Source organism: Novosphingobium sp. MD-1 (assembly GCF_001014975.1).
Lineage (GTDB): Bacteria > Pseudomonadota > Alphaproteobacteria > Sphingomonadales > Sphingomonadaceae > Novosphingobium.
Genome location: NZ_BBXA01000013.1, coordinates 559,747 through 582,584, shown reverse-complemented (window position 1 = coordinate 582,584; position 22,838 = coordinate 559,747). Strand labels below are relative to the sequence as shown.

Below are 22,838 nucleotides of genomic sequence, written 5' to 3'. Positions count from 1 at the left end.
GGTGGCGTCCGGTGATGTCCATTCCCACGCCACTTCCAGCGTGGCGACGTTCGAGGCGTCGATCTGGTCGAGCGGCGAATACTTCGTCGCCGCGTTGGTCGCCCCATAGACCGGCCATTCGGCGGCGTTGCGCGTTGGACGGACTCGCGCCGCGAGGCCGGGAGCGAGAGCGAGCGCCGCAACGGCGCCCGCCCCCTTCATGGTCGTCCGCCTGTCGAAACCGGCCACGGCGCGGCTCACCAGTTGAACGAAAGCGTCGCGCCATAAGTGCGCGGCGTGTTGTAGTAGGAATTCCCGCCCACCGACACGATCCGGTAGAAATCGTTGGTGAGGTTCTTCACATACCCCATCAGCGTCCAGTGGGGCGTCCTGATGCCGGCCGAAAGATCCACCATCGAGTAGTTCTGGCTGGGCCGGGCCAGCGAGGCATCGTCGAACCCTCCGGCGGCGGTCTGGTAGCTGGCCGTGAACATCGCGTCCATCCCGCCGCCGATCGGATGATCGTACATCGCGTTGAGATTGATGATGTAATCCCGCGTGCGGGGCGTGGTTTTGCCCGCAAGGTCGATGAGCGCGCCCGCGTTGATGATCGAAGCCCCGTCGTGCCAGCGACCGCGCTCGCCCGAGACATTCAGGCTGGTCACGAGCTGTCCGCCCGCCAGCGGAATGGTGCCGCTCAGTTCGAACTCGCCGCCGAAGATGTCGTCGGTGCCGACGTTCTCGAGCGTGAAGGCGGGGTTCGTAGCGGACAGCGTGGTGGTTTGTTGCACGTTGCGGGTCACGCTGTAGTACACCGCCAGCTGGCTCCGGAAGACCGCGCTGCCGATCCGGAAGCGGCCTTTCACGCCGATTTCGCCCGACGTGATGTCTTCGGGATTGTAGGGAACGCGGTCGAAGAAGCCCTGCGCGGGGCTCTGGTTGAAACCGCCTGGCCGGTAGCCTGTCGCGACGCGGCCATAGAACGTGAGATCGGGATTGACCGTGTAGGTCAGGGACGCGGTGGGCAGGAACCGGTGCCATGTCCGCCGGAAGGTGGTGAGCGGAATGGTTTCGTTGGTCGTCGGATCGAGATCGATCTGGCGGAACCGGAAGTTCTTCCGGTCGATCTGGAAACGCGCTTCGACCGAGAGTTTCAACTGGCTCGTCAGATCGAAGCCCAGTTGCCCATAGGCCGAATACGAATCCAGCGTTTCCTGGGATTCCTGCCGGCGAAGCTGGCGCTTGAGCGAGATCGCGGTGGCGTTGCTGCCGGTGACCGTGCCGGTGCGCAGCGAATAGACGTTCGACGTGTAGGTCATGAAATCCACGCCGCCGAGCCACGTGAAGCCCGTCTTTCCGGTCGATCCCCAGCGCGCTTCGGTGCCGTAGCGCTTGAAGTCCTCTCCCTGCGCGTCGTACAACTGCGCCGTCGGCAGCCGGATGCCGAGGTAGTGGTCGAAATCCGCGCCCGATCGGGCGCCGTCGCGTCCCTTGTAATTCGCCAGCAGCGTCAGTTCGCTCGTCCCGAAATCATGCGTGAATTCGCCGATCATCTGCGTCTGGTTGATCGTCACGCGGTCCACCGCGTCGAGCCCGGTGCGCACGAAGGGATCGGGATCGAGCACCTGGTTCTGCCCCAGCGCCGTGAACCCGGGCGCTTCGGAGCGGGAATGTTCGACCATCAGCGTCGCGGTACTGTCGGTCTTGATGCCCACGCCGATCGCGCCGCGAATGCCCCAGTCGCGTGACGTGTCGATGGTCTTGCCGCTTACCTGGTCCTTGTAGAACCCGCCGGTCTGGTTGACGTAGTAACCGCCCACGCGAACCGCGGCGGTACCGCCGATCGGCACGTTCACCGTCAACGACGTATCCAGTTCGTTGACCGAATCGTACCCGACCTTGCCGCGTACCTCGGTATCGAGCACAGGCTTGCGGCTGATGACATTGACCGCCCCGCCCACCGCGTTGCGTCCGTAAAGCGCGCCCTGCGGTCCCCGGTAAACCTCGACCCGTTCGACGTCGTGAAAATCGATGCGGCTATAGCTGCGACCGCCGAAACCGCCGCCGGCCACGAAGATGCCGTCGCGATAGATGCCGGTGCTCGATTCCGAGAAGCCCAGCCGTCCGCCGCCCTGGCCGCGCAAGGCGATATCGTTGAGATATTCGGGGCCGGAACCGATCAGAATCGCGCCGGGGGTCTGTCGCGTATAGTCGGCAACGTCCTTGATCGCGAGGCGGCTGAGATCGCTGTCCGACAGGACGCCGACGGACACCGGCACGGATTCGATCGTTTCGGCCCGCTTGCGGGCAACCACGAAGATTTCGCCGGAACCGTCCTGCGGCGCATCCTCGGCGTAAGCCGGTGCGCCAACCAGCGCGATCGCCAGAATGGCCAGCGCGCTTCCCGCCCTCAACGCACGCGCCTGCCGCTCCATACCTTTCATCTCCATCCCCTTCTCTCGAAACGGGTGGCGATTCATCCTGACGCCACCTCTGTAACTCATGAGTAACATCTAGTTCCGGGTGAGTAAATAGGCTTGCGCTTTGCGCCGCCGGGACGGAAGGGGAGATGCCCGGTTGCAATCCGGCCGGCGGCGGGAGAACGTGGCGCGATGACGCAGAGCTATTCGGAAATGCTGGACGCGCATCGTGCCCGCAGGCGGGAGACGCTGCTGCTCGCGGCGGCGACGGTGCTGAACGAGCGGGGCCTGCGCCAGACGACCATGGATCAGGTGGCGCAGGGCGCGGGTGTGTCGAAGGTCGTGCTCTATCGCTACTTCGAATCGAAGGACCGGCTGGTGCACGAAGTGCTGTCCGATGTCGTGGATGCGCTGTTGCGCGCCGACGACGTGGACGTCGACTGGTGGACCAAGCGATTGCACCGGACGCTGGCGGTCGCCCGCTCGCATGCTGCCGCGATGTGCCTGCTGGTGCGGCACGCCTCGCACGATCCGGAATTCGGGATTCATTTCGACCGGCTCACGCAGGCGCTGGTGGGACGTGTGGAGGAACGTCAGGCCGCGATCCTGGGGCCGGAAAGCAGCGACACGCCGGGCGATGTGCGCATCCTGGCCGAATCCGTGACCGCCTTCCTGCTCGATGCCTATGTGCGCTGGATGGAGAACGGCGATCCGGCCCGCGACGAGCAGTTCCTCGCCTGGATCACGTCTTCGGTCCGGGCCACAGTCTATTACTGGCGAGGCCTCGCGCCCTGATTGCCGGCCCGGCGGCGCTCCGCCTTGAACTCTGCGGGATAGGGGTGTAACTCGTCGGTTACATGCTGGTGGAGAGGAGGAGAACGCGAATGGCGGGCTATCGGATGATCGCGGGCGGACTGGTGGTTATGGCGCTGTTTTCCGGCGCCGCCGCTGCGCAACGCCCCGGCTTTGGCGAACGTCTGCGTGAATTGCGCGCGGCGCGACAGCAAGCCTCTGCGGATGTCGATGGCGCCACGCGCCAGACGCTGATGTTCGCGGGGCGGGAACGGAGCTATGCGCTGCTCGATGCGCACAAGGGCGGCACTCCTGCTCCGCTTGTGATCGTGCTGCACGGCGGCGGCGGCAATGGCAGTACGATGCTGCCACGTTGGGCCGACAAGGCGCGGTCCGAGGGGCTGGTCGTCGCGGCGCCCGATGGCGTGGGCCGTATGCAGGGCATGGGAACCTGGAATGCCGGCGGCTGCTGTGGCGAGGCCATGACCAGCGGACTGGATGACGTGGCCTTCGTCAATGCCGTGGTCGATGACATTACGCGCAAGGGCGGTATCGACACGCGGCGGATCTACGTGGCCGGCTTTTCCAACGGCGGGATGCTGACCCATCGCTTCGCGATCGCGCACGGAGATCGGATCGCCGCCGCCGCCGTTGTTTCCGGGGCGATGTTTGGCGATGAAAAGCCGGCGGCGACGCCGGTTCCGATGCTGATCATGCATGGCAGGAAGGACAATGTCGTCGGCTATGACGGGGGCATGAGCCCGACCAGTTTTGTTGCACGCGCCCAATCCGCACCGTTCCTCCCGGTGGAGCGCACCGTTGCGTTCTGGCGGGATGCGGATGGCTGCCGCGCCGCGCCGGCCGTCACCACGGGCGGCGATGTGACCAGCGCGCGATCCTCAGGATGCTCCGGTGGATCGGAAGTGCTGTTCTACAGCCTGGCAAGCGCCGGTCATGGCTGGCCGGGCGATACCCGTAGCCGGGGGATGCTCGGGAACGATCCTTACACGCAGATCAATGCCACCGAGGTGATCTGGGATTTCTTCAAGGTTCACCGGCGCTAGGGTCAGGACCCGTTACTGGCGCGATCGAGGCGTCCAAATGGCGAACATATCGGGCCGAAAGGCGCGCCGCGAAGGCTGGTTGCCTTTGCAAGCGCCTTTCGGTTCGAGATGGAAGCCATTTGGACGTCCCGCAGGGATTTGGCCAAAATGGCCCAGCGCTGCGTCGGAGGGACTTGAAATATCGACATATTCCTGCGCCCCTCCTCCTTGCGCCGGGCCATTTTGCCTCAAACTTCGACCGCGCCAGTAAGGGGTCTTGACCCTAGCGTCAGAACGCGAAGCTGACGCCGGCCGATACCCGGTGGTTGTGATAGCCCTTGCCACGGTCCACGCCATCGTAGCTGGCCTGGATCGACAGGTTGTGCGCCAGATTTGCGCTGGCGGCCGCGCCATAGGCCATGCCGTTCTTTGTCAGTCCGGTGCTCTGCACCGTCCATGCCGCGCCGTTAAGGACCGACGTGCGCGTGGCCGTTGGCGCATCGCCAAGCTGGGTCAGCCAGGTTCCATAAGCGGAAAGCCTGGCGGACGCGAACGTCTGCACCACCTGGCCGCCCAGGCGGCTGTCCAGCGTATTCCAGCCGCTGTGGGGCAGGGTCAGGGCGAAGGCGTTGTTCGATGCGGTTTCGCTGACCTGCCCGGAGGACGCGTTGCCAAGCTGCACCCCGGCCAGCGCATAGGCCGCAAATCCGCCGGCCTGCACCGCCCGCAGCCGTGCATCGACCGCCAGTTGCGCCACGGTGACACGCGCGTTTCCGCTGGCCCGCACGGTATCACGGGCGGTGGCGATGGTCCGGCTGGTGTTCATCGTGCCGGAAGCAAACCCGCCAATCGCGGAGAGATCGACGAAAGCCGCTGGTGCATAGCGGCCGTAGAGGTAACCGACCGCTCCCGCGCCGCTGGCTTCCGCCCCGAGTCCGGTGTTGATCCGGGTATGGGCGTAGCCGCCCGCCACGCCAAAGCGCAGGCGCGGCGTGTTGACCAGCGTGGCGCCGGCGATGAAGCCGCGCGTCGTTGCCGAATTGCCGTTGCCCCGCGCGCTGTCGCCCGGCGCCTCATGGCTGTTGATGTAGCGCGTCCACAGCTGGACGCCCTGCTCGCCGCGCGCTCCGACGTAGCCCCCCTGATTCAGTTGATCGCGAACGGTGCCCAGGGCGGTATTGGCCGCGCTGGCATAGCCCTGCAGCGCATCGGCATAGATCTGGCCGCTGATCTGCGAAAAGGCCCGTTCATAGCCCGCCGCATCAAGCCCATAGAGACTGTTGAACAGGTTGCCGTTCGCGGCATTGCCGCGCAGGCTGTCGAGCGCAACGGCCGTGGCCCGGGTATTGCTGTTCCACCCGCTGTTCGTGCCCAGCGTGCCGAAGCTCACGGGAGTCACGATCAGCTGCGCGGTGGTATCGGTGTAGAGCGCATCGAAGCGGGTGTTCGCCGCCAGACCGCGGGCGGGCTGGATGACGGTGTCGAACGTGCCCTTCACCGCCGTCGCCGAGACGATGGTGTAGCGGCTGCCCAGTGCCGGCGTATAGCTGTTCGTGGCGGAACCGGTGATCCCGCGCAGCGTGGGGACGACCGTGCCGCCCAGCGTCACCGTGCCATTCACCACCAGCCGGTCATAACTACCCGCGCCACCGGCGGCGGACCAGCTGGCCCCGTCGATGTCGACGGCCATGGTGGCCCCCGATGCCAGCGTGGCGGAACCGTTCACGATCAGGGTGCCCGGGGAATTGCCAGGTGCCAGCGTGGCGCCGTTGGCGATCGCCAGAATGCCGTTGCCGGCCATGGAGATCGTGCCCGAACCGCTCAGCACGGCGCCGCTGGCCACGGACAGACCGCCGGTTGCCAGCGTGCCGTTGACCGCCAGCCGCCCGGCGGAAATGGTGGTCGCACTCTGGATCGCGCTGGTTCCCGACAGGACGAGCGAGCCGCTGCCCGATTTGGCAAGGGTGCCGGTTCCGGTGATCGATCCGGCATAGGTTCCGTCGGTCGTCTGGATGAATTCGAGCGCGCCGTTGTTCAGGATCGGCCCCTGGAGCGAAGTGCTCGTGCCTTTCAGCGTGCCGCCTGTGATCGTGGTGCCGCCGCTGTAGCTGTTGGCGCCGGTGAGCGTCAGCGTGCCGCCGCTCAGGCTGAACTGTCCCGCTCCGGATAGGACGCCCGAAAAGGTGCCGGTTCCGGCCGAGACGGTCAGCGCCTTGCTTCCCAGCAAGACCGAGCCCGATCCTTCGAGATCGACCACGCTGGTCCCCTGATCCGCGATGCCCGAAATATCGAACGTCCCGTCGACCGTCAGAGAGGAAGAAGCGACCGCCCCGGAACCCGCCAGAGCGAGCGTGCCGCCGCTGACGACGGTGCCGCCGGTGTAGCTGTTCGCGCGCGACAGCGTGGTCGTGCCGCTGGACTGGTTGACGCTGCCGGTACCCGCCAGCGTGGCGTTGACCGCGCCGCCCTGCAGCGCGAAGGTGCCGGAGGAGGAAAGCGTGCCGTTCTCAATCGCGCCGCCGGCCAACGTAACGCCGCCGTTCTGTGTCTGGCTGGTGCCGCCAAGGTCAAGCTTGCCGTCGACGTTGATGATGGTGTTGCCGCTCGCGTCGCCCAGCGTGCCGTTGCCCGCCAGCGCCAGCGTGCCGCCATCGACGACGGTGCCGCCGGTGTAGCTGTTCGCGCCGGATAGCGTGGTCGTGCCGCTGGACTGGTTGACGCTGCCGGTGCCCGCCAGCGCCGCGCTGACCGTGCCACCTTGTAGGGCGAAGGTGCCGGAGGAGGACAGCACGCCGTTCTGGATCGTGCCGCCGGCCAGCGTGACGCCGCCGTTCTGGGTCTGGCTGGTGCCGCCGAGGTCAAGCGTGCCATCGGTGTTGACGGTGGTGCTTCCGCCCGTGTCACCCAGGGTGCCGTCGTCGGCCAGCGCCAGCGTGCCGCCATCGACGACGGTGCCGCCGGTATAGCTGTTCGCGCCGGAAAGCGTGGTCGTGCCGCTGGACTGGTTCACGCTGCCGGTACCGGCCAACGCAGCAATGACCGTGCCGCCCTGCAGCGCGAAGGTGCCGGAGGAGGAAAGCGTGCCGTTCTCAATCGCCCCGCCGGCGAGTGTGACGCCGCCGTTCTGGACCTGGCTGGTACCGCCAAGATCGAGCGTGCCATCGCCGATGACGGTGGTGGTGCCGCTCGTGTCACCCAGCGTGCCGTCGCCCGCCAGCGCCAGCGTGCCGTTGCTCACGACCGTGCCACCGGTGTAGCTGTTCGCGCCCGATAGTGTTTGCGCTCCTGCTCCCAGCACCAGACCCCCGGCTCCGGCGATCGTGCCAGCGAACGTATCGTTGGCGTGGGTGATCGTCAGCGTATTGTCGCCCAGCGTGACGACGCCGCTGCCCGCCAGCGAGGCAACCGACGATTCACCGGCTACTGCGGAAATGTCGAAAATACCGTTGTCCACCAGACGTGCGGAATGCGCGATCGACGCTCCGCCGGAAAGGGCGAGTGCCGCGTCGCTGGTGATGGTCGTATCGCCGGTCCAATTGTTGCCGGCATTGGTCAGCGCGAAAGCCCCGCTCGAAAAGGTCACGTGCTGGTTGGCGGCGATCGCATCGCCATTGATGTTGTTGCCCGTGCCGGTGGTGATCGCGCCGGAAAGGGTGACCACGTTCCCGGACGTGTTCTGGAACACGGTCGGGTCGGCACTGGCGGGCGACGCCACGTCGAGAGAAACATTGTTCGCGTAGGTGCCGCCTGCGGCAAAGGCGATGGTCGGGTCCACGGCGTGGATCACGCCCGTCCCCGCGGCACCGGTATCTCCCAGTGCCAGGGTGCCGCCATTGACATAGAGATCGCCCGAGAAGCCGCTGTTGTTGGCCATCAGCTGCAGCGTGCCGGCGCCCCGCTTCACCAGCGATCCCGAACCGCTCAGCGTTCCGGTCAGGGTGGTGGCGTTGCCATCGGTATTGATGGCCCCGCCCAGCGATTGCACGGTGAAATTGTTGCCGATCGTTCCGCCCGAGACGATCTTGAGCGTTCCGCCGGCGAAGACGGGGTGGACGGCGTTGTTGGCCAGATCAGTGGAACTGTAATAGCTGACCGCCGTGTCGATGTCGGGAATGGCGGGAGGTGCGGGCGGGTTGGTGATCACGACGGTGCCCGTGGTCGTCCCCAGCTTCGATGCCACGAAGAGTATGGGATCGAGCGCGGTATCGATCGCGTTGAAATCGCCGAACCCCAGTTGATATGTGCCGTCGCTGGCGATCGTGAAGGTCTGGGCGATAAAGGTCGTGCTGCCATAGCTTTGCAGAATGACGGTGTTCGTGGGGTAGCCGGTGGACCCCGCCGTGATTCCCGCAGCGCCGTTGCGGGCCAGCAGGTCGACCGTGTTGAGGCCGTTGCCCGCGATCGAAAAGAACACACCGTCCGTAAAGGGAAGGTAATCCTGCGCGGCATAAGCCCAATAGAACGTGTAGGAGCCCTGCGTCAGGGAAAGCTGCTTGGTGATATAGGCGTAGTTCGTGGTCGTCAGATTGGCGCCCACGCCATTGATCACGACATTGCCGGTGCCGGTAACCGCCAGCATCGAGCCCGGATTGAGCCCCAGCGCGGTATCGATGGTATCGATTGTCGCCAGACTGAGTTGAGGCTGGATCACGGCCATGGATTCGCCCGGCGCCGGTGTCAGCGTGAAAGGCGATCCGCCCAGATTCAGGGTTACCGTGGCGTTCGTGACAGACGCACCGCCGGCCGTCGTCCACCCGTTCAAGGTGCCGTCGGGGAACAGGTCCAGGCTGCCCGCCGTTTGGGCTATCGCCGCGTGGGGCGGAACAATGGCGCTGGAAATGAGTAGCGCCAATCCAAAGGATTCAGCCTTTCTCGGAAACGTCATTCGCCGCCCTTTCATGATCGACGCGCCAGTTTAAGTGGCATTTTGAAAGCAACGGCTATCTACGATGGTAAAATATCCATCAAAATTACGGACGTATAAAGGAAAACACTTATGGATTTCCGTGAGGGATAATTGTTGGCGGTATTCCACTGTCCAGCGCCCGTGGCGATCTGGGGAAATCGGGACTTCTCCATTACCCGTCGTCGGAAGCCGGCGCCGCATTGCACGCGCGTTCGGTCATACGCTTGACGAGGTGTTCCAAGGCCCCGCGATGAGCGCTGGCGGCGAACGGAGCGTGCGGATAGGGTGCGCTTCCGCCGTGCGGGCATCCCTTGGCCCGCGAAAATAGGGAAGCTGCAATGCGCCGTTTCATAATGCACGCGATGGGGTTGAGCCTGCTCGCGCCGATGGCCACCGCCGATGCCCCGCCCGCCCGCCATGTGCCGGCGACGGAGGGCTTTCCGTTTTCCAAGGCGGTGGAGGTCGATGGCGTCCTGTATCTTTCGGGCGAGATCGGAACGGGGCCGGACGGGAAGCTGGTGCAGGGCTTCGATGCGCAGGTGCGCCAGACGATGGACAACATTGTCGCCACGCTGGCGCGCGAAGGTCTCACCACGGACGATGTGTTTAAATGCACCGTCTATCTTGCCGACATGAGCCAGTGGAGCGCGTTCAACCGGATATATCTGTCTTACTTCAAGCCCGGCCGGCTCCCGGCCCGGAGCGCGCTTGGCGTGAACGGGCTCGCCATGGGGGCGGTAACCGAAGTCGAATGCTGGGCTACTTTTCGCGGCAAGTAACCGGTTTCAGCGGACGCCGCGTCTCAACGGAAGCGCCCAACTTTGGCCTGCGGAATATTGGACAGGCCAATTACGGGAATCGCGATGCACTGATGTACGGGTGAACGGTCATTCCCGGCGGTGAACAGATTTTTCGGACGCCATGCCTGACAGGAGGCCGTCACCCGCGTGTCACGCAGGATGATCTTCGCGTGGAGCGGGTCCATAAAAATACCTTTTATAATCAGGATTTTACTTACAAAATTGGCCAATTCCCATCAGGAGGAATGACCAAATTTGTCAGATTCTGCGCAGGAAGTATTGTATCTGGTCAGGCCATTTGGTAGGAGGCCGATGCTTCACGGGCGAAGAACCCGTGCTTCTACTTCCAGGGAGAATGGAGATGACCTGTTTCCGCAATTCCGTTTGCCTCGGTGCGCTGGCTGCCGCGACGGCAGCGTTGGCGCAGCCGGCCATTGCGCAGAACGCGGCGCAGGACCAGGCATCTGCGAAGTCCGATTCCGGGGCTGATTCCGCCGCACCCGGCGAGATTATTGTCACCGCCCAGAAGCGCGCGGAAAACGTGCAGAGCGTTCCGCTCGCCGTTTCGGTGGTCGGGCCGACCCAGCTCAAGGCCGCCGGCGTCACGCAGTTCCAGGATCTGGGCAAGATCGCGCCTTCGCTGACGATCCGTCCGGCCGAGCATCCCGCCAACGCCAACGTCTCGCTGCGCGGCGTCGGCACCTTCGCCTTCGGCATCGGCGTGGAGCCGAGCGTGGCCGTACTGGTCGACGAAGTGCCGCTGGCCTTCCAGGCCCGCGCCTTCACCGACCTGCCCGACGTGGAGCGCATCGAAGTGCTGCGCGGGCCTCAGAGCACGCTTTACGGCAAGTCGGCCTCGGCGGGTCTGATCAACATCATCACGCGTGAGCCGACCGACACCTTCCACGCCCGCGCCAATATCCTGGCCACCACCGATTCCGAAGTGGGCGGCAACGTGAGCATCTCCGGACCGCTTGCGCAGGATCTCGGCTATGTGCTCTCGGCCAGCTATTCGAAGTGGGATGGCAACGTCCACAACCTGTATAACGGCAAGACCGTGAACGGTCGCGAAACGGTGAATCTGCGCGGCAAGATCCGTTACGAGCCCAGCTCCGACGTCAAGATCACGCTTTCGGGCAACTACGTGAACGGCACCACTACCGTTGGCCGTCCGTTCATCCGCATGGCGCCCGGCGCGCTGCTGCGCAACACCGCCGGCCAGACCGTGGGCGTGACGATGCCCGGCGTGAACGTGAACCCCGAAAACCAGGACATCAGCAACAACTACGATTCCCGCACCAAGTATTACGGCGGCGGTGGTTCGCTGCGCGGCGAATTCGGGCTGGGCGACCTGACGCTGATCTCGATCACGTCCTATGACAAGTTCCGCCTGAACGACTACCTCGATCACGATGATACCTCCTCGACGCTGCCCATCGGCAGCAACATCCAGGTCGGCGCGTTCAAATCGCGGCTGTTCACGCAGGAAGTCCGCCTGCTCTCGCCCGGCGACAAGCCGTTCCGCTACACGGTCGGCGCCTACTATGCCGATGTTCGGTTCGAGCGGCCGTTTTATCGCGGCCCCGCCTTCTCGCCCGCCAACTGGTATGCCACGTCCAAGTCGCGCCAGGTTGCCGGCTTCGTGCAGGCGGACTGGGAATTCATGCCCAAGGCCACGCTGACGGCGGGCGGCCGGGTGCAGAACGAAAAGATCGCCTACACCTTCCAGGACAACCTGGCGGCAGCCGGCAGCCAGTTCTTCAGTGGTGGCGCCTCGAAGACGGCCGGCACCTACCGGATCAGCGCGCGCTATGAATTCACGCCCGACTTGATGGTGTTCGCGACCTATTCGACCGGTTACAAGGGTCAGACCTACGACCTCACCACCGGCTTCAATGCGGCGCGTGCGGCGGCCGGCCCGCTGCTGCCCGAACGCTCGCGCGATATCGAGGTGGGTGCACGCATGCAGTTCCTCGACCGGCACGTGACGGTGAACCTCACCTACTTCGACACGACCTACAAGAACCTGCAGGCGCAATCGATCGAAACGATCGGCGGCACGCAGAACTTCCGCCTGACCAACGTCGGCAAGCTGGGCACCAAGGGCGTCGAACTCGATACCTCGGCGCGCACGGGCGATCTTTCGCTCAACTGGTCGCTGGCCTATCTCGACGCGAAGTACCTCTCGTACCCCACCGCGCAGTGCTATCCGCTGCAGACGGCCGCGACGGGCTGCATCAGCGGTTCGCCCAACTACCAGAACCTGACCGGCGCGCGCGCCGTGCAGGCGCCGAAGTGGAAGTTCGCGCTGGGCACCGAGTACAGCCCGGCGCTGACCGACACCCTGCGCGGCGTGGCCCAGCTCAACTGGCAGTACCAGAGCAGCCTCTACTTCGTGGCGGAAGACCCGCAGACGTTCCAGCCGGCCTATTCGATCGTCAATATCGCGCTGGGGCTGCGCGCCGAGGATCGCCGCTGGGAACTGACCGGGTTCATCAACAACCTGTTCGACAAGCAGTACTACGGCTCGCTGGTCAACACCGCCAGCAACTTTGGCACGGTGCTGGCGACGCAGGCGGTGCTGCCGCGTGACTATCGCCGCTATGGCGGTGTGCGCTTCGGCGTCAATTTCTGACGATCCGGGTCCTCCGGTCGCACCGGTGGGGGCGTCCCTCAGCCCCCACCACCCCTTCCGGATCGCCCATAGACGTATCGAGCGGCAAGTGCGGGAGCAGGACATGCGGCAGGTTCGGGTAAAAGCGGGATTGATCGTGGCGGCGCTGGGATGTGCCGTGCCGGCCATGGCGCAGGAGGCTCCGGCGGTCCTCCCGCTCAACACCGTGCAGAACGGGCCGCTGCTCGTTTCGGCTGACATGCGCCAGGGCACCGATCTTTCCGGCCCGTGGCACTATTCGATCGATCCCTATCGTGCGGGGATCGCCGGTTTCCACGGCGAGATGCCCGAGCGTGGCCAGCAGCGCTATGCCGATGTCGACGTCCGCAAGGCCATGGCCGAGGACAACCGCACGCTCTACGAATTCGACATGGCGCATTCGCCCACCGCCGCGCTTCCGGGCTCGTGGCTGGCGCAGACGCCGGAGATGCGCCACTATCAGGGCCTTGTCTGGTATCAGCGCACGTTCGATGTGCCCGCGCAGCGCAAGGGGCGCACGTTCCTGCGCTTCGGCGCGGCTAACTACACCACCACGGTCTATGTCAACGGCCAGCCCGTGGGCCGGCACGAAGGCGGTTTCACCCCCTTTGCCTTCGATGTGACGAAGCTGCTGCGCGATGGCGCGAACCAGGTGACGATCGGCGTGGATTCGCAGGCGACCGCCATCACCGTGCCACCCCCGGTGACCGACTGGGAGAACTATGGCGGTGTAACGCGCCCGATCCGCCTGATCACCACGCCCGACACTTACGTGGACGATGCGTGGGTGCGGCTGACGCGCGATGGACGGATCACGGTCAGCGCGCATCTTGACGGCCCGCAAGCCGCGAACAGCGCGGTCCGCCTGCGCATCGGCGAATTGAAGCTGGAACTCGCCGGCAAGACCGACGCGCATGGCGACTGGCGCGCCACCATGGCCGCGCCGCGCGCGCTGGTGCGCTGGTCGCCCGAAACGCCCCGGCTTTATGACGTGACGATCACGGCGGGCGAGGACACCTGGCGCGACCGCGTTGGCTTCCGCACGATCGAGACGCGCGGGGCGGACATCCTGCTCAACGGCAAGCCTGTGTTCCTGCGCGGCATCTCGGTGCACGAGGAGGAAATCGGCGCTAATCCGGCGCGTGTTATCACGCCCGATGCGGCGCGGGCCTTGCTGGGCGAGGTCAAGAACGGGCTCCACGGCAATTACGTGCGGCTCGCCCACTATCCGCACAGCGAAGTGATGACACGCGTGGCCGACGAGATGGGTCTGCTCGTGTGGAGCGAGGTGCCGGTCTACTGGATGGTCGCGTGGTCGAACCCGCAGACGCTGGCCACGGCGCGCAACATGCTGGCCGAAAACATCCTGCGCGATCGCAACCGCGCCTCGGTGGCGATCTGGAGCGTCGCCAACGAAACGCCGGTGACGGACGCGCGCAACGTGTTCCTGCGCACGCTGGTCAGCGATGTGCGCCGGCTGGACGATACGCGGCTGGTCAGTGCGGCGCTGCTGGTCGATCGCGCGAAGGATGCGGCCGTGCCGACGATGACGCTGGCCGATCCGCTCGCCGATGTCCTCGATGTCATGGCTATCAACACCTACAACGGCTGGTACACCAGTGACCGGCTGGCCGATCTGCCGGGCAGCGTGTGGCACGTGCCGGCGAACAAGCCGCTGGTCTTTTCCGAATTCGGTGCCGATGCCAAGGCCGGCTTCCACGATGGCGGCGCCGGCCAGAAGTTTTCCGAGGAGTTCCAGGCGGAATATTACCGCAAGACGCTGGCCATGGCGGACAGCCTGCCCACGTTGCGCGGCATGTCCCCCTGGATTCTCAAGGATTTCCGTTCGCCCCGCCGGCAGAACCCCGATTTCCAGCAAGGCTGGAATCGCAAGGGCCTGATTTCGGAAACGGGCCAGCACAAGATGGCGTTCGACGTCCTGGCGCACTATTATCAGGCCAAAGATCAGGCAGGACGCTGAATGGCCCGGATCGTATGCGTGGGCGAAGCCATGCTCGAACTCTCGCGGCTGGGCGAGGGCTGGGTGCTGGGCTATGGCGGAGACACGCTGAATACCGCGATCCATCTGGCGCGCGCCGGGCATGACGTGGGCTATTTCACCGCGCTGGGCAGCGATCCCTTCGCGGATGACTTGCGGCATCGCTGGGCGGCGGAACGGCTCGATTGCTCGCTGGTGCTGGCGCATCCCTCACGCCAGACGGGCCTTTACGCGATCAGCACCGACGCGCAGGGAGAACGCAGTTTCGCCTATTGGCGCGATACCAGCGCCGCGCGCGAGATGTTTGCGCTGCCCGGTGCGGCGGCGGCGCTGGAACAGATCGAACGGGCAGACCTCGTTCATTTCTCGCTGATCACGCTGGCGATCCTGCCGGCTGACGCGCGGGAGACTCTGCTGGCACTGGCCCGTCGGGTGCGCGGGCGCGGTGGCAAAGTCTCGTTCGACGGGAACTACCGGCCCCGATTGTGGCACGATGCGGCAGAAGCGCGCGCTGCGCGCGACAGCGCGATCGCGGTGGCGGATATCGGCCTGCCGACGCTGGACGACGAGATCGCCATGGGGGGCGCAAGTTCTGCATCGGCGGTGTTGGCGCATTGGCAGGCAGCGGGGTGCAGGGAAACCGTGGTCAAGCTGGGCGAGGCGGGATGCCTGCTGCCCGATGCGACGGTCATTGCGCCTGACGCCGTGCTCGATCCGGTCGATACCAGCGGCGCGGGCGATGCGTTCAACGGGGGCTATCTGGCGGAGCGGATGCGCGGTGCCGATCCGCGTGCCGCCGCGCGCGCCGGCCACGCGCTTGCCGGCTGGACGATCATGCGCCCGGGCGCGATCCCGGCGGATACGTTTGCATCCCCGGTGCCCAATTGACGCGGCATTCCCGCACCATTACGCCTCCGGGCGCTCCGCGCAGCTTCCGGGAACAGGATCGCCTGAAATGACGAAAACAAGCGCATCGCCGGTCTATGACATCGTTGTCGTAGGTGGCGGCATCAACGGCGCCGGCATCGCGCGCGATGCGGCGGGGCGCGGGCTGAACGTCCTGCTGGTGGAGCGCGAGGATCTCGCGTCGCACACCTCGTCGGCCAGCACGAAGCTGATCCACGGCGGGCTACGCTACCTCGAATACTACGAATTCCGTCTGGTGCGCGAAGCGTTGCAGGAGCGCGAACGCCTGCTGCGGATCGCCCCGCACATCATCTGGCCGCTGCGCTTCGTGCTGCCACGGCCGAAGGGCGGCCGGCCCGGCTGGATGATCCGCATCGGGCTGTGGCTCTACGACCACATCGGCGGCAAGCAGAGTCTGCCTAAGTCCGAAGGGGTATCGCTGCGCGATCCGCGCTGGAGCGATGGGCTCAAACCCGGCCTGACCAGCGGCTTCGCCTATTCCGATGCCTGGGTGGACGATGCGCGGATGGTCGTGCTCAACGCCATGGACGCCGCCGCGCGCGGGGCGACGATCCGGACGGGCGTGGCCATGACCGGGGCGCGGGTGGAAAACGGCCTGTGGCAGGTGGATCTGCGCGAGGAAGCCGGCGGCGTCGTTTCCACCGTGCAGGCGCGCGCCCTCGTCAACGCCGCCGGCCCGTGGGCGGGCAGCCTGCTCCACGGCATCGGTGGCGTGGCGCATGAGGGCGGTATCCGGCTGGTCAAGGGCAGTCACATCATCGTGCCGCCGCTCTACAAGGGCGATCACGCCTTCATCTTGCAGAATCCGGACGGGCGCATCGTCTTCACCATCCCGTACCAGAAGCGTTTCACGCTGGTCGGCACGACGGATGTGCTGGTGGACGAGGCCGAGCGCGCACGGCCCAGGATCAGCGCCGAGGAAACCGAATACCTCTGTCGCACGGTTAGCGAATACTTCGAGCGGCAGGTTGCGCCGGCCGACGTGGTTTCGACTTATTCGGGCGTCCGCCCGCTGTACGACGATGGCGGCGACGACGCCAAGGCGATCACGCGCGACTATGTGCTCAAGCTGGGGCGCGAGGAAGGACCGCAACTGCTGAGCGTGTTCGGCGGCAAGCTGACGACCTATCGCCGGCTGGCGGAACACGCGCTGGAAAAGCTGGCCCCGTTCCTGCCGGCGATGGGGCCGGCATGGACGGGCGCGGGGCCGTTGCCGGGTGGTGACTTGCCCGGAGGCAACTTCGATGCCTTCCTCCAAACCGTGCACGCGCGCTGGCCGTTCCTGCCGGCAGACACGGCCGAACGCGTGGCCCATGCCTATGGTACGCGCGTTGAGGAGTGGCTGGGCGGTGCGGAGGGCTGGAACGCGCTGGGCGAGGATTTCGGCGCCGGCCTGACCGCTGCGGAAGTGGACTATCTGTGCGCGCACGAATGGGCGCGGACGGCGGAGGACATCCTGTGGCGGCGAACGAAGTTGGGCCTTGTCTGTCCTTCTGATACGGCGGAGCGGCTCGCGCGCTATCTAGCAAGGCGCGCGGGGCACGAAACGGCCGCCGCGCCGATGGCGGCCAGCGGGGGAGAAGGATAATGGCCGGGCTTATCCTCGCGCTCGATCAGGGCACCACGTCCACGCGGGCGCTGGTGTTCGACGCGGATCGCCGCGTGATCGCCAGCGCGCAGCAGGAATTCCCCCAGCACTACCCGCATCCCGGCTGGGTCGAACACGATGCGGAGGACATCTGGCGCGATACGCTGGCCTGCGCGAAGCTGGCGCTGGATCGCGGCGGACTGTCGGCGGCGGACATCGCGGCGATCGGGGTCACCAACCAGCGCGAAACTACCGTGCTGTGGGACCGCAAGACGGGCAAGCCGCTGCACAACGCGATCGTCTGGCAGGACCGGCGCACCGCCGAAGTCTGCGCGGTGCTGCGCGATGCGGGGCATGAACCACTGGTGCAGGAACGCACCGGCCTGCTGCTCGACCCCTATTTCTCGGCGACGAAGCTGGCCTGGCTGCTCGATACCGTGCCCGGCGCGCGGGCGGCGGCCGAAGCCGGCGAACTCGCGTTCGGCACGATCGACACGTTCCTGCTGTGGCGCCTGACCGAAGGGCGTTCGCACAGGACCGACGTCACCAACGCCAGCCGCACGCTGCTCTACGACATTCACCGTCAGCGCTGGTGCCCCGACTTGCTGGCGCTGTTCCGCATCCCGGCGGCGGTCCTGCCCGAAGTCTGCGACAGCGCCTCGGACTTCGGCCATACCGACCTGCTCGGCACGCCCGTGGCAATCGGCGGCATGGCGGGGGATCAGCAGGCGGCGCTGGTCGGACAGTCCTGCTTCGCGCCGGGGCAGGCCAAGATCACCTATGGCACGGGCGGCTTCATGCTGCTCAACACGGGCGACAGGGCGGCGCGGTCGCGGGCGCGGCTGCTCACGACCATTGCCTATCGCGTCGGCGGGCAGGCGCGTTATGCGATGGAAGGCTCGATCTTCGTGGCCGGTGCGGCGATCAAGTGGCTGCGCGACAAGCTGGGCATCATCGTGGAAGCACGGCAGACGCAGGAGATGGCCGCGCGGCTGCCCGATAACGGCGGCGTCTTCATGGTGCCGGCCTTCGTCGGCCTGGGCGCGCCGCACTGGCATACCGAGGCGCGCGGGATGCTGACCGGCATGACCTTCGATACCGGCGCGGCCCACATCGCGCGCGCCGCGCTGGAATCGGTGGCGTTCCAGACGGCCGATCTGGTCGCCGCGATGGAGGAGGACGGGGCGGGCAAGCTCGCCGTCCTGCGCGTCGATGGCGGCATGGCGGCGAATGACTGGTTCTGCCAGTTCCTGGCCAATATTCTCGATATCGTGGTGGAGCGGCCGGCTAACCTCGAAACCACTGCGCTGGGCGCGGCGCTGCTGGCGGGGCACCAGTCCGGCGCCTGGCCCGATGCGCTGTCGGCCGATCCGGGGGCGGATGGTCTTGTCCGTTTCGCGCCGCGGATGGCGGCCGAGGAACGGGCCGGCCTGATCGGCGGCTGGCAGATGGCGGTGCGCCGGGCCACCAGCGCCTGAGACGGACAAGCCGGACCGGAGAAGGAGACACTCGATGCGCGTTTTCCATCGTTGCTGCCTGGCGCTGCCGGCGCTGTTGGCCTTGCCGGGTGTGGCGCGGGCAGCGCCCGGCGACTGGGTGCAGCAGGTGCAACCCATCGCGATTCCGGCCGACGGCAAGGGCATCGCCCTGCCGGTCACGCTGCCATCGCCCAAGGGTGCGGAAACGCGCCATGAAGCCTGGGCGCAGCAGGGGCCGGGGCAGCGGCTGGTCTACAACGTCAACCGGCCGGAACTGATCGTCGTCCCTCCCGCCCCGGGGGTCGCGCCGGCAGGCGATCAACCGGCGGTGATTCTCGTTCCGGGTGGCGGCTTCGAGTTCCTGTCGATGGACAACGAAGGCTATGGCGTGGCCGAACGGCTCGGCAAGCTGGGCGTGCGCGTGTTCATCCTGAAGTACCGCACGCTGGTTCTGCCCGACAGCATCGACGGATTCCGCGACGCGCTGGCCAGCACGTTTGCCGGCAAGGGACCGCCGATCGATATCCTGCAGGATCTGCCCTATGCGGTGGCCGATGCGCAGTCCGCCTTGCGCACGGTGCGCGCGCGGGCGCAGGAATGGCATGTAGATCCGCGCCGCGTGGGCCTGCTGGGCTTTTCGGCCGGCGCGATGACGACGCTGGCGATGCTTCAGGCCAATGCAGCCGACGCCCGGCCCGATTTCGCGGGGTTGATCTATGGTCCGACCAAGACCGGACCTGTCCCGCCGCATGCGCCGCCGCTGTTCGCGGCGCTGGCGATGGACGACCGTTTCTTCGGCAAGGACGATCTCGGCCTGATCGACGGCTGGCGCAAATCCGGCGCATCCGTGGAATTCCACCTCTACAGCGGCGGCGGCCACGGCTTCGCCTCGCAGCCCAACGGCACCACCAGCGATGCCTGGTTCGCGCAATACGCGTTGTGGCTCAAGGCGATGAAGATCGTGCCGTAGAATCCGCGCGGATTGTTTTTGACATAGACGGCCCGCCAATCGGATACCACGGGCATGTGGGTATTGCTGGGCATCGCCATCATCGTCGCGGGCTTCATGCTCCGCTTCAATCCTCTGCTCGTCATCGTGGTGGCAGCGCTGGTGACGGGGCTGGCAGCGGGGCTGAGCCCCGTGGCGATCGTCGCCGCCTTCGGCAAGGCATTCAACGATACGCGCTACGTCAGCGTCGTGTGGATCGTGCTGCCGGTCATCGGCATGCTCGAAGCCTATGGTCTGCGGGAGCGAGCGAGAACGCTGATCGATGGGCTGCGCGGCGCCACAGTGGGTCGCCTGCTGGCCGGATACCTGTTGCTGCGCCAGGCGACGGCGGCGATCGGATTGACCTCGGTCGCCGGCCATCCGCAGACCGTGCGGCCGCTGGTCGCCCCGATGGCGGTGGCCGCCGCCGAAGCGCAGGCGGGCGATCTGTCGGAAGCGGAGCGCGATGAAATCAAGGCCTGGGGCGCTGCGACCGATAACGTCGGGTTGTTCTTCGGCGAGGACATCTTTCTCGCGATCGGGTCGATCCTGCTGATGAAGGGGCTGCTCGAACAGTACGGCATCGTCGTCGAACCCTTCCAGCTTTCGGTCTGGGCCATCCCGACGGCGATCGCCGCCTTCGCGGTCCATGGCTTCCGCCTGTGGCTGCTGGACCGTCGCCTCGCCCGGACGAAGGGCCGGGAAACGGTGGCATGATTACGCTCCAATGGGTCTATGGCCTGGCCGGGGCGGTCTTTGCCGCGTTCGCCTTGCTGGGGCTGCGCGATGCGGGGAACCCCCGGCGGTTCCGGAATGGCGCGTTCTGGGGGCTGATGGCGGCCAGCATGTGGGGCGGCGATCGGTTCGGCGATTTCGGCAACGGGTTGCTCGTGCTGGCGCTGGTGGGCATCGGCGCGCTGGGGCTGGGACGGAGCGATGAAGGCGATGTCGCGCCGGACACGCGCGCGGAACGGGCAGCACGCCATGGCAACCGCCTGTTCCTGATCGCGCTCGTCATCCCGCTGACGGCCCTGGCCGGGACATTGCTGTTCAAGCAGTTGCCCACCCTGGTCGACAGCAAGCAGGCGACGCTGATCAGCCTTGCGCTGGGCGTGCTCCTGGCATTGGCGGCCGGTGGCGCGCTGCTGCGCGCGCCTCTTGCGCTGTCCTTGCATCAGGGCCGGCGGTTGATGGACCAGGTGGGCTGGGCCGCGATCCTGCCGCAGATGCTGGCCAGCCTGGGCGCCGTGTTCGCGCTGGCCGGCGTGGGCGAGGCGGTGGGCGGGATCGTCCGCCTTGGCATTCCGGCGGGCAGCCTGTTTGGCGCGGTGGTGGCCTTCGGCGTGGGGATGGCTCTGTTCACCATAGTCATGGGCAATGCCTTCGCCGCGTTCCCGGTGATGTTCGCCGCCATCGGCATGCCGCTGTTGATCACCACCTATCACGGCGATCCGGCGGTGATCAGCGCGATCGGCATGCTCGCCGGCTTTTGCGGCACGCTGATGACCCCGATGGCGGCCAATTTCAATCTGGTGCCCGCCGCGCTGCTGGAACTGCGCGACGAATATGGCGTGATCCGCCGCCAGATCGGCACGGCGCTGCCGTTGCTGGCGATCAATATCGCGCTTCTCTACTGGTTCGCCTTCGCCGCCAGGTAGCGCTTTCAGTCGCAGGCGATGCCCGCCTGTTCCAGCCAGGCGCGGGCCGGGGCGAGATGCGCTTCGTAATGGCGCCAGCGTTGCACGGAATCGGCATTTAGCGGCCGGCGCACCTGCTGCGCGCTGGGTGTCGCCACCGCGCCGCTGGCAGTGTGAAACGACAGGCACGCCTCGTCCCATGGCAGATGGCAATGATCGAGCAGGCGCCGGGTTTCGCCCTCCTGATCGGCGATCAGCGTTTCGTAGCCGAGTTCCAGCACGCGGCCGGGAAACAGATCCCGCCACAGCGCGATCAGACCGTCGAACAGGGCATAGTACCGCGCCGCGTCGACGAGGTCATACGACCAGCCGTAGTAGGGTGAGGTGGTGGCGAACAGGTTCTTGTAATTGCTCCACACCGCATCGAGCGGATGGCGGCGCAGGCAGACGATGCGGGCGTTGGGCAAGGCGCGCGCGATGTGGCCAGCGTAGAGGAAGTTGAGCGGGAACTTGTCAACGAAGATCGGCGCGTCGCCCCCGGCGTGCTGGCGCGCGCGGTCGAGATAGGCGCGGCCGAGGTCTTCGGGATGCGCCGATCGCACGCCTGCGATAGTCTCGGGGTCGAGCACCATGCGCGACGGGCTTTGCGACAGGCGCTTCAGCGCCAGCGGCATGGCCTGCAACTCGCCCGCCGATTCCACCTGCGGGTGGGCCGCCAGGATGCGGTCGACCAGTGTCGTGCCGGTGCGCGGCATGCCCACCACGAAGATCGGTGCCTCGGTCAGCGCGCTTTCGCCGGCGAAATAGGCGGGATCGGCGAAGGCCTGGCGCAGCGCGGCGGCGTTGCGCTCGTCGCCGTCCATGGCAAAGCCCAGCCGCTTGCGGTGCGCGGCGTTGGCGGTGGAAAGATGGCGGAAAACGTCCTCGTGCCGGCCCAGATCCTCGTATTCCTTGGCGGCGGCATAGTGGATGCGCAGGCGTTCCACCGGATCGGGCTGCTTGTCGATGGCTGTTTCCAGCCGCGCGGTGTGGTTCTGCTCCGCCTTTTGCCGGCGCAATCCGGCAAGGCCGAGATGGGCGCGCCCGTTGCCGGGATCGTGCGCCAGCATGGCCTCGTACTGCGCTTCGGCATCGTCGATGCGGCCGAAGAAGCCGTAGCTGCTCGCCAGGTTGAAGCGGAAGGTGATGTTATCGGGCACGGCGGCTACCGCGCGTTCGAACAGCGGCACCGCCGCACCGTGATCGCCCAGCCGGGCATACGTGCAGCCGATCGTATCGAGCACCAGCGGATCGTCCGTCGGGCAGCGCGCGGCATGGTCGGCGGCGGCGCGGGCCTCGCCTTCCCGGCGCAACAGGATCAGCAGGCGGGCGCGCTGCGCGGCGTATTCCGCGTTGTTGCGCGCCAGCGAGACGGCCCGTTCCACGGCGGGCAGCGCGGCATTGATCCGCCCCGTTTCGGCCAGCGCCATGGCGAGCAGGAAATGCGCTTCGGGAAGTGCGGCATTCACGCGCAGCGCGGCATCGGCGAGTTGCGCGCAACCGGCCACGTCACCCCGGCGCAACGCGGCGCGCGCTTGTTGCAGCGAGGCGGTGGTGCGATCGGGCGCGGGCGAACGCAGCAGGCTCAC

General features: G+C 66.3%; 15 protein-coding genes. 11 read left to right on the top strand and 4 right to left on the bottom strand.

What is annotated here, in order from left to right; genetic code table 11:
- Positions 1 to 236: 236 nt before the first annotated feature.
- Positions 237 to 2,423: a TonB-dependent receptor gene (locus NMD1_RS03045; protein WP_233497315.1), complete on the bottom strand. Its 2,187-nt coding sequence runs from the start codon at positions 2,421 to 2,423 to the stop codon at positions 237 to 239.
- Positions 2,424 to 2,591: 168 nt separating this feature from the next.
- Between NMD1_RS03045 and NMD1_RS03040 the strand changes: the two genes are divergently transcribed.
- Together NMD1_RS03040 and NMD1_RS03035 are read left to right on the top strand one after the other, a co-directional pair.
- Positions 2,592 to 3,194, top strand: a complete 603-nt coding sequence (locus tag NMD1_RS03040) for a TetR/AcrR family transcriptional regulator (protein WP_124810424.1) — start codon at positions 2,592 to 2,594, stop codon at positions 3,192 to 3,194.
- Between the two features lie 89 nt (positions 3,195 to 3,283).
- Positions 3,284 to 4,255 (top strand): PHB depolymerase family esterase, encoded by a 972-nt coding sequence (locus tag NMD1_RS03035; protein ID WP_158453875.1) that lies wholly within the window; start codon positions 3,284 to 3,286, stop codon positions 4,253 to 4,255.
- A gap of 268 nt (positions 4,256 to 4,523) precedes the next feature.
- Here the strand turns inward: NMD1_RS03035 and NMD1_RS03025 are convergent, their stop codons facing one another.
- A complete protein-coding gene (locus NMD1_RS03025; RefSeq protein WP_158453874.1) occupies positions 4,524 to 9,119 on the bottom strand; it encodes an S-layer family protein in 4,596 nt (1,531 codons plus the stop codon).
- Between the two features lie 359 nt (positions 9,120 to 9,478).
- On the opposite strand from NMD1_RS03025, the gene NMD1_RS03020 reads away from it, so the two are divergent.
- Positions 9,479 to 9,919, top strand: coding sequence for a RidA family protein (locus NMD1_RS03020; RefSeq protein ID WP_125953571.1), 441 nt, complete (start codon positions 9,479 to 9,481; stop codon positions 9,917 to 9,919).
- A 23-nt stretch (positions 9,920 to 9,942) separates the two neighbouring features.
- On the opposite strand, the gene NMD1_RS03015 is transcribed toward NMD1_RS03020, so the two are convergent.
- Positions 9,943 to 10,125, bottom strand: a complete 183-nt coding sequence (locus NMD1_RS03015) for a hypothetical protein (protein WP_233497314.1) — start codon at positions 10,123 to 10,125, stop codon at positions 9,943 to 9,945.
- Between the two features lie 176 nt (positions 10,126 to 10,301).
- Here NMD1_RS03015 and NMD1_RS03010 point away from each other — a divergent pair, with 176 nt between their 5' ends.
- The 8 genes from NMD1_RS03010 (at position 10,302) to NMD1_RS02975 (ending at position 21,231) form a co-directional block, all read left to right on the top strand.
- The gene (locus NMD1_RS03010; protein ID WP_124810420.1) at positions 10,302 to 12,575 is read left to right on the top strand and encodes a TonB-dependent receptor; all 2,274 of its coding nucleotides are present in this window, start codon (positions 10,302 to 10,304) and stop codon (positions 12,573 to 12,575) included.
- Positions 12,576 to 12,678: 103 nt separating this feature from the next.
- On the top strand, positions 12,679 to 14,574 hold the full coding sequence (locus tag NMD1_RS03005) for a glycoside hydrolase family 2 protein (protein ID WP_125953569.1): 1,896 nt from the start codon (positions 12,679 to 12,681) through the stop codon (positions 14,572 to 14,574).
- Positions 14,575 to 15,480: a sugar kinase gene (locus NMD1_RS03000; protein WP_125953568.1), complete on the top strand. Its 906-nt coding sequence runs from the start codon at positions 14,575 to 14,577 to the stop codon at positions 15,478 to 15,480.
- A gap of 67 nt (positions 15,481 to 15,547) precedes the next feature.
- Positions 15,548 to 17,107 carry a glycerol-3-phosphate dehydrogenase gene (gene glpD, locus NMD1_RS02995; protein WP_125953567.1) on the top strand — a complete coding sequence of 520 codons (1,560 nt, stop codon included), beginning with the start codon at positions 15,548 to 15,550 and terminating at the stop codon, positions 17,105 to 17,107.
- On the top strand, positions 17,107 to 18,585 hold the full coding sequence (glpK, locus tag NMD1_RS02990) for a glycerol kinase GlpK (RefSeq protein ID WP_125953566.1): 1,479 nt from the start codon (positions 17,107 to 17,109) through the stop codon (positions 18,583 to 18,585). The genes glpD and glpK overlap by 1 nt, the downstream gene beginning before the upstream one ends.
- 34 nt (positions 18,586 to 18,619) lie before the next feature.
- Complete coding sequence (locus tag NMD1_RS02985; RefSeq protein ID WP_125953565.1) at positions 18,620 to 19,555, top strand: alpha/beta hydrolase; 936 nt, start codon at positions 18,620 to 18,622, stop codon at positions 19,553 to 19,555.
- 54 nt (positions 19,556 to 19,609) lie between these two features.
- Positions 19,610 to 20,290, top strand: coding sequence for a DUF969 domain-containing protein (locus NMD1_RS02980; RefSeq protein WP_125953564.1), 681 nt, complete (start codon positions 19,610 to 19,612; stop codon positions 20,288 to 20,290).
- Positions 20,287 to 21,231, top strand: a complete 945-nt coding sequence (locus tag NMD1_RS02975) for a DUF979 domain-containing protein (RefSeq protein WP_125953563.1) — start codon at positions 20,287 to 20,289, stop codon at positions 21,229 to 21,231. The genes NMD1_RS02980 and NMD1_RS02975 overlap by 4 nt, the downstream gene beginning before the upstream one ends.
- A gap of 5 nt (positions 21,232 to 21,236) precedes the next feature.
- Here the strand turns inward: NMD1_RS02975 and NMD1_RS02970 are convergent, their stop codons facing one another.
- A complete protein-coding gene (locus NMD1_RS02970; protein WP_233497313.1) occupies positions 21,237 to 22,838 on the bottom strand; it encodes a sulfotransferase in 1,602 nt (533 codons plus the stop codon).

Coding starts and splice junctions, on each gene's coding strand:
- NMD1_RS03045 (WP_233497315.1), bottom strand. CDS start 2,423: ATGAAAGGTATGGAGCGGCAGGCGCGTGCGTTGAGGGCGGGAAGCGCG.
- NMD1_RS03040 (WP_124810424.1), top strand. CDS start 2,592: ATGACGCAGAGCTATTCGGAAATGCTGGACGCGCATCGTGCCCGCAGG.
- NMD1_RS03035 (WP_158453875.1), top strand. CDS start 3,284: ATGGCGGGCTATCGGATGATCGCGGGCGGACTGGTGGTTATGGCGCTG.
- NMD1_RS03025 (WP_158453874.1), bottom strand. CDS start 9,119: ATGACGTTTCCGAGAAAGGCTGAATCCTTTGGATTGGCGCTACTCATT.
- NMD1_RS03020 (WP_125953571.1), top strand. CDS start 9,479: ATGCGCCGTTTCATAATGCACGCGATGGGGTTGAGCCTGCTCGCGCCG.
- NMD1_RS03015 (WP_233497314.1), bottom strand. CDS start 10,125: ATGGACCCGCTCCACGCGAAGATCATCCTGCGTGACACGCGGGTGACG.
- NMD1_RS03010 (WP_124810420.1), top strand. CDS start 10,302: ATGACCTGTTTCCGCAATTCCGTTTGCCTCGGTGCGCTGGCTGCCGCG.
- NMD1_RS03005 (WP_125953569.1), top strand. CDS start 12,679: ATGCGGCAGGTTCGGGTAAAAGCGGGATTGATCGTGGCGGCGCTGGGA.
- NMD1_RS03000 (WP_125953568.1), top strand. CDS start 14,575: ATGGCCCGGATCGTATGCGTGGGCGAAGCCATGCTCGAACTCTCGCGG.
- glpD (WP_125953567.1), top strand. CDS start 15,548: ATGACGAAAACAAGCGCATCGCCGGTCTATGACATCGTTGTCGTAGGT.
- glpK (WP_125953566.1), top strand. CDS start 17,107: ATGGCCGGGCTTATCCTCGCGCTCGATCAGGGCACCACGTCCACGCGG.
- NMD1_RS02985 (WP_125953565.1), top strand. CDS start 18,620: ATGCGCGTTTTCCATCGTTGCTGCCTGGCGCTGCCGGCGCTGTTGGCC.
- NMD1_RS02980 (WP_125953564.1), top strand. CDS start 19,610: ATGTGGGTATTGCTGGGCATCGCCATCATCGTCGCGGGCTTCATGCTC.
- NMD1_RS02975 (WP_125953563.1), top strand. CDS start 20,287: ATGATTACGCTCCAATGGGTCTATGGCCTGGCCGGGGCGGTCTTTGCC.